Genomic DNA, 10155 nt, shown 5'->3' with positions numbered 1-10155 from the left:
AGCGGTGAGAAGGCAACCTCAGGGAAGATCGAACAGCATGCACGACGACGTGGCGTGAGCGACGAGACGACCGGAGGAATCGGTCATCCGGGCCTCGGCCAGAGCGGTCCGCCGCCCACGCTGCAAAACCGTGCCGGTGGTGGTGAGGAGACCGGAATCGATCGTGACGGCACGGAGGAACTTCACGTTGAGATCGAGACTGGTGTAGCCGACCCCGGCCGGGAGCGTGCTGTGCACCGAGCAGGCGGCGGCGGTGTCGAGCAGGGTCGACAGGACTCCGCCGTGGACCGTGCCGAGCGGGTTGTAGTGGAATTCCTGGGGCTGCAGGCGGACGGTCACGCTTCCTTCCTCGACGTCCATCCCGGCGATGTCGATGAGGTGCATGACCGGGGGTGAGGGCAGTTCCCGGGCGGCCATGGCGCGCAGGAGGTCCAGGCCGGAGCGGCGGCCGAGCAGGCTCGCGTTCTCGGCCGGGTCGCTCCAGCCGAACGTGCGGGTGCGAGCCTCACTCTGGGTCTGCGTCATGGACGCAGGTTGGCACGGCTTGCTGTGTCTGTCAACGAGACCTAGCCTTGCGGCTATGACCCAGACCACAGCTCGGCCCGCGGCCCTGGACTGGTCCATCGACACCTGCACGATCGAGCGTGCCATGGAGATCCTCGGTGAGAAATCGACGATCGTGGTGCTGCGCGAGGTGTTCAACGGGGTCCGGCGGTTCGCGGACATGCGCGAGCACAGCGGTGTGCCCCGGCAGGTCCTCGCGAACCGGCTCGCCCTGCTGGTGGAGTGCGGGGTGCTGCGGCGGGAGCCGTATCAGGAGCCCGGCGCCCGGGTCCGCCACGAGTACCGGCTGACCGAGAAGGGGCTGGACCTGTATCCGGTGCTGGTCGCGGTGAAGGCGTGGGGCGACCGCTATCTCGCCGAGCCGGAGGGGCCGCCGCTCACGATGGTGCACCGGGAGTGCGGCACCGAGGTGCGTGCCGAGCTGCGCTGCGTGGACGGGCACGCCGTCGACGCGTACCGGGAGATCGCTCCGCGTCCCGGACCCGGCGCCCGGCGGCGATAAACTCCCCGGCCGTGAGCACCACGGCCTGGGCACCTCTGCACGACAAGATCTTCCGCGGGTTGTGGATCGGGGTGCTGGCGAGCAACGTCGGCACCTGGATGCAGACCGTCGGCGCGTCCTGGCGGCTGGTCGGTGAGCCGGACGCGGCCACCTGGGTCAGTCTCGTGCAGACCGCGACGATGCTGCCGGTGCTGCTGCTCGCGCTGCCGTCCGGGACGCTCGCCGACACGTTCGACCGGCGGCGCCTGCTGCTGAGTGTGCAGGTGGGGCTGTTCGTGGTGGCCTCGGCCATGACCGCGCTCACCGCCGCCGACCTGATGCCGCCCCCGCTGCTGCTGGGCTTCACGTTCCTGCTCGGCGTCGGCCAGGCCCTGACGCTGCCGACGTGGCAGGCGGTCATCCCCGAGGTGGTGCCCCGCGACGAGCTGGCATCCGCCTCGGCGCTCGGCGCGGTCAACACCAACCTGGCCCGCTCGGCCGGTCCCGCGGTCGCCGGTCTGCTGGTCGCGCACGCCGGGGTGCCGGTGGTGTTCGGGCTGAACGCGTTGTCGTTCGCCGTGTTCGCGTACGCGTTGCTGCGCTGGCACCGCCCGGCCCGCACCGGGGGCACCCACGCTGAACATTTCGGCCCCGCCCTGCGCGCCGGCGGCCGGTACGTGCGGTACTCGCCGGTGGTCCGCCGGGTGCTGCTGCGGGTGGTGCTGTTCGTCCTGCCCGGCAGCGTGGTCTGGGGGCTGGTGCCGCTGGTCGCCGACCGGCAGCTGCACATGGGCTCCCGCGGGTACGGCGTCCTGCTCGCCGCACTCGGCCTCGGCGCGATCCTCGGGGCTCTGCTCATGCCCCGGATCCGGGAGAAGGTGCCGCCCAACCGGCTCCTGATCCTGTCGGGTCTGGGGTACGCGGCGGCGCTGGCCGTCGTCGCGCTCGTGCCCAGTCCGTACGCGGTGATCCCGGTGCTGGCGCTGGCCGGGCTGGCGTGGATGGTCCAGGTGTCGCGGATGAACGCCAGCCTGCAACTGTTCCTGCCGAGCTGGGTCCGGGCCCGCGGTTTCGCCGTCTACCAGGTGGTGTTCGCCGGGGGACAGGCGCTCGGCGCGTTCGCCTGGGGTCAGGTCACCGAGGTCACCGACCTGCCGACGGCGTACCTGGTGGCGGCCGGCCTGATGCTGCTCGGCACCGCCAGCGTGCCGTGGCTGCCGCTGCACGAGCAGGCCGGGGACCGGGCCACCGCGAGCTACTGGCCCGAACCGCACCTCATGCTCGAACCGCACCTCGACGAGGGACCGGTCCTGGTGAGCCTGCGGTACCGGGTCAAGCCGGAGAACCGGGAGGAATTCATCGCGGCGATGGAGCCGGTCCGGCGCGGGCGGCAGCGCACCGGTGCGACCCGGTGGGGGCTGTTCCGCGACGGCGAGCAGCCCGACGAGTTCGTCGAGGTCTACCAGGTGCCCACGTGGGAGGAGCACCTGCGCCAGCACGGGGAGCGGCTGACCGGCAGCGACGAGCACGAGGAGGACAGAGCCGTCGCGCTGGCGGAGGGCCCGGCGACCGTCACGCACCTGCTGCCCGCCCAACATGAGAATTAGACCGATGTTTCGGATTTGTTCCGCTTAACCTCAGAGGTGAGCCGCTGTCCCGCGCGGCGGACCCGGCAGGAGGTGCGGCGTGACGTCCCGACTGCTGGTCATCGGCGGCGCCGAACGCGACCGTCCGGGCGGGACGGCCATCCTGCGCCGCTTCGTCGACCTCGCCGGTGGACCGCGCGCTGACATCGTGGTCATCGCCACCGCCAGCGGCGAACCGGCGAGCCTGGAGGCCGAGTACACCGCGCTGTTCACCCGTTTCGGCGCGCGCCACGCCCGTGGCCTGCGCATCGCCGACCGCGGACAGGCCAACGACCCGGCGGTCGTGCACGCGCTCGCGCCGGCGACCGGGGTGTTCTTCACCGGCGGCGACCAGCAGCGGATCACCACGGTCCTCGGCGGCACGCTGGCCGACTCGGCGCTGCAGCGGCTCGTGCGCGAGGGCCGGACCGTCCTCGGTGGCACCAGCGCCGGTGCCGCGATGATGTCCGGGACCATGATCCTGGGCGGGTCCGCACCCGGCGTCGGGCGGGCCAGCGTGCGCACCGGACCGGGCCTGGAATTCCTGCCCGGGGTGCTCATCGACATGCACTTCGCCGAGCGGGGCCGGCTCAACCGGCTGCTCAGCGCGGTCGCGTTGTACCCCCACGAACTGGGCCTCGGCATCGACGAGGACACCGCGATCCTGTCCGACGGCGACCGCTTCGAGGTGCTCGGCTCCGGCACGGTCACCGTCGTGGACGCCGGCGCCGCCACCGACATCCGGGTGCCGGACGAGGGCCCGATCTCGCTCGCCGGCGCGCGCCTGCACGTGCTGAGCGCGGGCAGCGCATTCGAGCTCACCGGCCGGCGACCAGCCCTGGCCGGGGCCGCAGCAGAACGGGGACATGCCGCGTGAAGATCCTGAACCTGCGCCGACTGCGCGGCCCCAACGTCCACCTGTCCCGGCCCGCGGTCGTGGCCCGGCTCCGGCTGGACGACCTCGCCGGACAGGAGACCAGCGACCTCGCCGGATTCACCGAACGTCTGCTGCGCGCGTTGCCCGGCCTCACCGAGCACCACTGCGCGGCCGGGGCGCCGGGCGGGTTCGTCAGCCGGATGCGGGGCGGCACCTATTTCGGGCACGTCACCGAGCACGTCACCATCGAGCTGTCGCAGCGCATCGGCCGCGACATCAGCTTCGGGCGCACGGTCACGACCGGCGAACCCGGGGTGTACGACCTGACCGTCGAGTGCCCGGTGGACGAGTCACCCGGCTCCACCGTGCCGGCCCGGCTGCTGGAGGCCGCGATCGAGCTGGTCACCGACGTCGCGGGCGGCGCGGTGGTCACCGGCGCCGAGGTCGGGCGGCGGCTGGCCGGCCTGGCCGAGGTGGCCGAACGGGAGGCCACCGGCCCCAGCACCTCGTCGATCATCGCGGCGGCCCGGCGGCGCGGCATCCCGGTCGAACGCTACGACGACCTCAGCCTGCTGCGGCTGGGCTGGGGCACCCGCCGCCGGCTGGCCTGGGCCGCGATGACCGACCGGACCAGCGCGGTCGGTATCGACGTGGCCGGCGACAAGCAGGTCACCCGCCGGTTGCTGGCCGACGCGGGCGTCCCGGTCGCCGCCGGGGAGGCCGCCGGCCGGGTGGAGGACGCCGTGCGGCTGCTCACCGAACTGGGCGCGCCGGTGGTCGTGAAGCCCCGGCACGGCCGGCAGGGGGAGAACGTCGCGCTCAATGTGCGTACCGAGGAAGAAGTGGTCGAAGCCTTCGCGGCGGCCGGCGGGGACGTGGTGGTGGAACGGCAACTGCCCGGCCGCGACTATCGCGTGCTGGTCGTGGCCGGCGAGGTGGTGGCCGCCGCCGAACGGGTCCCCGCGCACGTGCTGGGTGACGGGCTGAGCACCGTGGAACAGCTGGTCGCGGCGACCAACGCCGACCCGCGCCGGGGCACCGGTCACTCCCGGGCGCTGACCCGGATCGCGCTCGACGCGACCGCCGGGGCGGTGCTGGCGCGTCAGGGCCTGGACGCCGGCGCGGTGCCCGCCGAGGGCCGCCAGGTCTGGCTGCGGGACAACGCCAACCTCTCCACCGGGGGTACGGGATACGACGTCACCGACCGGGTGCACCCCGACGTGACCCGCCTCTGCCTGCGCGTCGCGGGGATCGTCGGCCTCGACATCGTCGGGATCGACCTGCGGCTGCCGGACATCGCCGAGCCGGTCGGGCTCGACGCGGACACCGCCGGGGTGATCGAGGTGAACGCGGTGCCCGGCCTGCGGATGCACCTCTCACCGGTGCGCGGCCGGTCCCGTGACGTCGGCGACGCGATCGTGCGCGCGATGTTCCCCGGCGGCTCCGACGGGCGCATCCCGGTCTGCGCGGTGACCGGCACCAACGGCAAGACGACGGTCGCCCGGATGGCGGCGTTCATGCTGGCCGGCACCGGCGTCCGGGTCGGGCTGACCACCACCGACGGGGTGAGCATCGACGGCCGTACGGTGTTCCGCGCCGACGCCACCGGCCCCCGCTCCGCGCAGATGGTCCTCGGTGACCCGGGCGTGCAGGCGGCCGTCCTGGAGACCGCGCGCGGCGGCCTGCTGCGCCGCGGCCTCGGTTACGACTGGACCGACGTCGGCGTCATCACCAACATCACCGTGGACCACCTCGGGCAGGACGGGCTGTCCTCCATCGAGGACATCGCGCACGTCAAGGCCCTGGTCGCCGAACGGGTCAAGGACGGCGGCACGCTCGTGCTCAACGCCGACGACCCGTGGGTACGCAGCCTGCCCGACCGCCCGCGGGTGCGCGCCGACCGCAAACGGGTGATCTGGTTCGGCGCCGACCCGGGGCAGCCGGTGGTCGCCGCGCACCTGGCCCGGGGCGGGACGGCGTACGTGCAGGACGACGGGTGGCTCGTGCAGGCGACCGGGGCCCGGCGCACGCCGCTGCTGCGGGTCACCGATCTGCCCGGGGCGTACGGCGGGGCGGCTCCGTACGTGACGGCCAACGCGCTCGCGGCGCTGGCGGCGGCCCGGGTGATGGGCACCCCGGCGGACGTGGCGACCACGCGCCTGACCGAGTTCGAGCCGCGGGTGCACAACCCCGGGCGCGGGACGGCGCTGCGGCTCGGCGAGGTCACGCTCTTCGTCGACTATGCGCACAATCCGGCGGCGCTGGCGGCGGTGCTGCGTACGTTGCACCGCCTGTACGGCCCGGACCGCTGCGTGGCGCTGGTGACACTGCCCGGTGACCGCCGCGACGACCTGCTCGCGGCCTGCGCCCAGGTGCTGGCCGACGGGGTGACCCGGGCGGTGCTGCACGACGACGAGGACCTCCGGGGCCGGGAACCGGGGGAGGTGAGCGCGCTCGTGGAGCGGGAGATGCGCGGCCGGCGACCGGGTCTGCGCCCGGTCCGGGCCGGCGGCTACCGCGACGCCGTGGCCGAGGCGCTCACGATGGCCGCGCCGGGCGACGTGGTGCTCGTGCTCTACGAGAACCTCACGCCGATGCTGCGTCACCTCGAGTCGCTCGGAGCGATCCCGGCGGCCCAGGCGCCGATCGTGGTGCCGGGGCGGCATCCCGCTGCGGGGCGTCGTGAGTGCACTCTTCTGGGTGAATTGCCCCATCGGTGAGTCACGATCCGCAACAAGGCATGATCGGCGTGCGATTTTCACCCGATCAGGTGGGGTGCCGCAGGTCATTGCCGGGGAGCAAGCAACCGTACGCGCGTACTTGAAGGTTTCTCTATTTTGATCCCTGGGTGATGCATGCGTCGCTGCACGTGCAGATTCCCATGTAGATGGCCCTTCTTCGCCGTGATACCCGCAAGTACCGGCAAAGCACTCAAAAGCCGCGTTGGCTGTTTCCTATGACTGTCTATACAGCTCTGACCAGGACTTTCTCCACAACGGCCGGGCACGCACCGCGGGCGCACGCCAGGAAACGGACGGTGACCAGTCGCAGGTCATTCCGCACGCAGAGGAGTCGAGCGGTAGACCGAAAGTCGGCTAACATCCTGGCCGTCGATGGGGAACGCCCGGTCCGGTCACGGATCGCAGGCGAACCCCGGCATCGGGACGCATGGCGGTGTGATCCCGGTGTTCCATCCGATCGCGCATGTGGGGGCACATGAGCACGACGGACCTGCCCGGCTCGAGCCTGCTGGCCAATCGCTACCGGTTGGTCGAGCGGCTCGGCGCCGGCGGGATGTCAGTGGTGTGGCGAGGGTTCGACGAGGTCCTCGGACGGCAGGTGGCGGTCAAGGTGCTGCCCCCGTCCACGAGCGCCGACCCGTCCTTCCGGCGGCGGCTGCGGGCCGAGGCCCAGGCCGCCGCGCGACTCAGCCACCCGAACATCACCAATGTGTACGACTACGGCGAAGCGATCACCGTCGACGGTGAACCCGTCCCGTACGTCGTCATGGAGCTCGTCGACGGCGAATCGCTGGCCGCCGTCCTCGCCCGGTCCCGGCGCCTGCCCTGGGACGCCGCCGTCCGCATCGCCGCCGAGGTGGCCGCCGCGCTGGCCGCGGCCCACGCCCGCGGCATCGTGCACCGCGACGTCACCCCGGCCAACGTCATGCTCACCCCCGGCGGCGCCAAGGTCGTCGACTTCGGTATCTCCGCCCTCATCGGCGAGAATGACATCGACCCCGACGGCAGCCTGCTCGGCACCCCGGCCTACCTCGCCCCGGAACGCCTCGAGGGCGGTCAGGTCAGCCCGGCAACCGATGTGTACGCGGTGGGCCTGCTGATCTACCGCACCCTGATCGGGCAGCTCCCCTGGGACGTGGGCACGACGACCGCGTTGCTGCGCGCCCATCAGTACACCGAACCCGAGCCGCTGCCACCGGTCGACGGCCTGCCCAGCGCGGTGGCCACCCTGATCGCTCGCTGCCTGCAGAAACGCCCCTCCGACCGGCCGTCCTGCGCCGAACTCGCCCACGTGCTCGGCACGGTCTCCGCGGGTGTGCCGGCCTCGCGCGCCTTCGTCCCGGACTGGGCCGAGGCCGGCGAGGACACCACCATCCTGCCGTCCCAGCCCTACACCGGCGGCCCGGGCCGCTTCCGCCCCGGCCTGCCGGCGGCAGCTCCCCACGACCGCGGCCGGGCCTCGGTCCCCGGCGCTGCTCCCGGTGCTCTCGACGCTGCTCCCGGTGCTCTTGACGCTGGTCCCGGTGCTGTTGGCGCTGCGGCGTCGGGTGCCGGGGCTCAGGGCCGGGCCGGGGACACCCCGCTCGCGCCGGCCTCCGGGATCCCGGCCCAGCACGTGCCGGCCCTCCCGCTGTCCACCTCACCGGCCGCCTCGCTCTCCGTCCCGTCGGCGGCCCCGTCGTCCGGTCTGGCGTCAGCCCCGTCCGGCTCGTCCTCCGCTCCGCCGTACGGTCCGTCCTCCGCGCCAGCGCAGCGTGCTCCGCGCAACAGTCGCTTCGGGCCGATGCCGCCGTCGACATCCGCACCGAGCTCGCCGGCCGCGCCCCCGATGCCACCCCCGGGGTCCTTCCTCGAGCCCACGCCCGGCTACGACGACCCCGCCGATCCGCTCGGCGACGGTCGTCCGGAGCACTCCGCTGATCAACACAGCGGCGGCCGTCCGGACCACTGCGCTGATCAAGACCGCGGCGGCCGTCCGGACCGTGGCGGACGCGGCCCGGCACTGCGACCCGCGTTCGGCGATCCCGCTCTCGCGGCCGGTCTGTCGTCGCGCCCCGAGAGCGCCACCGTGCAGCCCGGACCCGTACCCACCAGGCGGCCGGGCCCGATCGCACCCCAGCGGGTCCCACCCCTGCGCAGGATCAGCGTCGTCCACCGCCGGCGGATCCTCGCGGTGGCCGGCGCGGTGCTCGGTGCCGGGGTCCTGGCCTGGGCGTTCGGCAATTTCACCAGCGAACCTCCCAAGGACGGCGTCCTCTCCAACGCGATCGCCCCCCAGCCGCCCGGCAACAAGTGCGTGGTCAGCTACGCGGTCTGGTCCGACGACGGCGACCGTTTCAAAGCCGCCGTCACCATCGCCAACCGGGACGTCAGAGCGGTCGCGAACTGGAAACTCTGGTTCCTCATGCCCGGCGACCAGGTCGTCTCCGGCAACGGCAAACTCCAGCTCGACCAGCAGGCCCGCCAGGTGACGGTCAACTCGAACACCACGCTGAGCCCGCAGGCGTCCACCACCATGCAGTTCACCGGCCGCTACGACCTGAGCAACGCGGCCCCGATGGTGTTCGAGCTGGACGGCCAGGCCTGCGACACCTACGTTTCCCCGAAGCCGGGAGACCCGTCGCGCCCGGTGGAACACCTGAGCAACGGTACGGTCCGGCTCGGGCCCGTACCCTCGAAGGACACCCCGATCCCGGGCATCTCCATCGCCCCGGGCGGCGTGGTGGTCCCGGTCCCGGTGACCACGGACGACCCGGTCACCGGCACCACCCCGACCAACGGGCGGCCGACCACCACCACCGTCCCGGTGACGGTCCCGAACGGCCCGGACGAATCCCCGGACCCGTCGGACGACACGTCGTCGAGCGCCTCCACGGGCACGTCGATCGACCCCTCGCCGCCGCCGAAGTCCTCCGAACCGGTGACCGGCACCGACGAGAGCGAGTCGCCCTCGCCGCCGCCGTCCTTCGACACCGACGACTCCGACAGCGGCGACACCGACGACGAGGACACCGACGGCGCCCCGGCGGTCCCGCCGCCCGGCGGAACCGGCTGATCCGGTACGGCGTACGAGTGGCCGACCGGAGTGCTGGTCGGTCACTCGGGGAGCGCGTTACAGTCGGAACTGTTCCCGCCCGCCGGCACTTTCGATCCCGGTGCGGACGCGCCGCCCGAGTCGACCCCGGGTGGCCGTCCGACGAGACCTGAGCCGAAAAACGGTGCGAACCGTATCGGCGTGCCTGCGGGCCGGCGTGACGCGCATGAGGAAGATGGTTGATACCGGTCTGCAACCTGAGCGGTTCCCGTCAGCACCGGCTTGAGCGTTAGCTGGAACCTGAGCAAGAGGTCGCACATCGGGGAGTCCGACATGATCAGCACAGTGCAGGAACTCGCAGCGGAGGCGTTGTTCGTCTCCCACCTGCAGCCTTCGCAATGCCCCAGCCGCGAGACGGTCGAGGAGACGGTGACGGAGATGATCCTCCGGCACGGCAGCGACGGCTGCGCGGCATCGGTCGCCGAGGAATTCGGTGACCACCCGGAGTCAGCGGTCCGCCGCATGAGCTGGGTCCGCACTGAACTCCGCGGCGCGGCCCACCGCACGCCGCACTACGCCAGCTGACCGCCCCACCATCGCTCGGTCAGAAATCGCGTCCGCCGGTCGGCCGAATCGAGCAGGTTGACCGGTCGCGGGCCGGCCGAGATCCATGATCAGGCTGCGCGGTCGCCAGGTGGTCAACCTGTGGTCTCAGGCCGGCACGGGTCCGCCGGCGAGCGGGCAGGCCGGTCATCCTCGGCCGAGCCACGCTGACGCGGCTCGACAGCCCGCCCTCAGGGCCCCTGCCGTAGTCCGATGCGGGGTCAGCCCCG

7 protein-coding genes are annotated in these 10155 nt (G+C 72.6%); 6 read left to right on the top strand and 1 reads right to left on the bottom strand.

What is annotated here, in order from left to right:
• Window positions 1-18: 18 nt before the first annotated feature.
• The gene (locus ACIA6A_RS33755) at window positions 19-525 is read right to left on the bottom strand and encodes a PaaI family thioesterase (RefSeq protein WP_396102028.1); all 507 of its coding nucleotides are present in this window, start codon (window positions 523-525) and stop codon (window positions 19-21) included.
• Between the two features lie 55 nt (window positions 526-580).
• Between ACIA6A_RS33755 and ACIA6A_RS33750 the strand changes: the two genes are divergently transcribed.
• The 6 genes from ACIA6A_RS33750 to ACIA6A_RS33725 all read left to right on the top strand — a co-directional run bounded on the left by ACIA6A_RS33750 (window position 581) and on the right by ACIA6A_RS33725 (window position 9907).
• Window positions 581-1066, top strand: a complete 486-nt coding sequence (locus ACIA6A_RS33750) for a winged helix-turn-helix transcriptional regulator (RefSeq protein ID WP_396102027.1) — start codon at window positions 581-583, stop codon at window positions 1064-1066.
• Between the two features lie 11 nt (window positions 1067-1077).
• Window positions 1078-2652 carry an MFS transporter gene (locus ACIA6A_RS33745; protein WP_396102026.1) on the top strand — a complete coding sequence of 525 codons (1575 nt, stop codon included), beginning with the start codon at window positions 1078-1080 and terminating at the stop codon, window positions 2650-2652.
• Between the two features lie 79 nt (window positions 2653-2731).
• Window positions 2732-3547 carry a cyanophycinase gene (locus tag ACIA6A_RS33740; protein WP_396102025.1) on the top strand — a complete coding sequence of 272 codons (816 nt, stop codon included), beginning with the start codon at window positions 2732-2734 and terminating at the stop codon, window positions 3545-3547.
• Window positions 3544-6267, top strand: a complete 2724-nt coding sequence (gene cphA / locus ACIA6A_RS33735) for a cyanophycin synthetase (RefSeq protein WP_396102024.1) — start codon at window positions 3544-3546, stop codon at window positions 6265-6267. Before ACIA6A_RS33740 ends, cphA begins: the two co-directional genes overlap by 4 nt.
• 496 nt (window positions 6268-6763) lie before the next feature.
• Window positions 6764-9343 carry a protein kinase gene (locus tag ACIA6A_RS33730; protein ID WP_396102023.1) on the top strand — a complete coding sequence of 860 codons (2580 nt, stop codon included), beginning with the start codon at window positions 6764-6766 and terminating at the stop codon, window positions 9341-9343.
• A 312-nt stretch (window positions 9344-9655) separates the two neighbouring features.
• A complete protein-coding gene (locus ACIA6A_RS33725) occupies window positions 9656-9907 on the top strand; it encodes a hypothetical protein (RefSeq protein WP_396102022.1) in 252 nt (83 codons plus the stop codon).
• Window positions 9908-10155 lie beyond the last annotated feature (248 nt).

This window comes from Actinoplanes sp. NPDC051494 (assembly GCF_044454705.1).
GTDB lineage: Bacteria > Actinomycetota > Actinomycetes > Mycobacteriales > Micromonosporaceae > Actinoplanes.
Note: the sequence above shows the minus strand (reverse complement) of the source record. Positions and strands in the feature narration are given on the sequence as shown.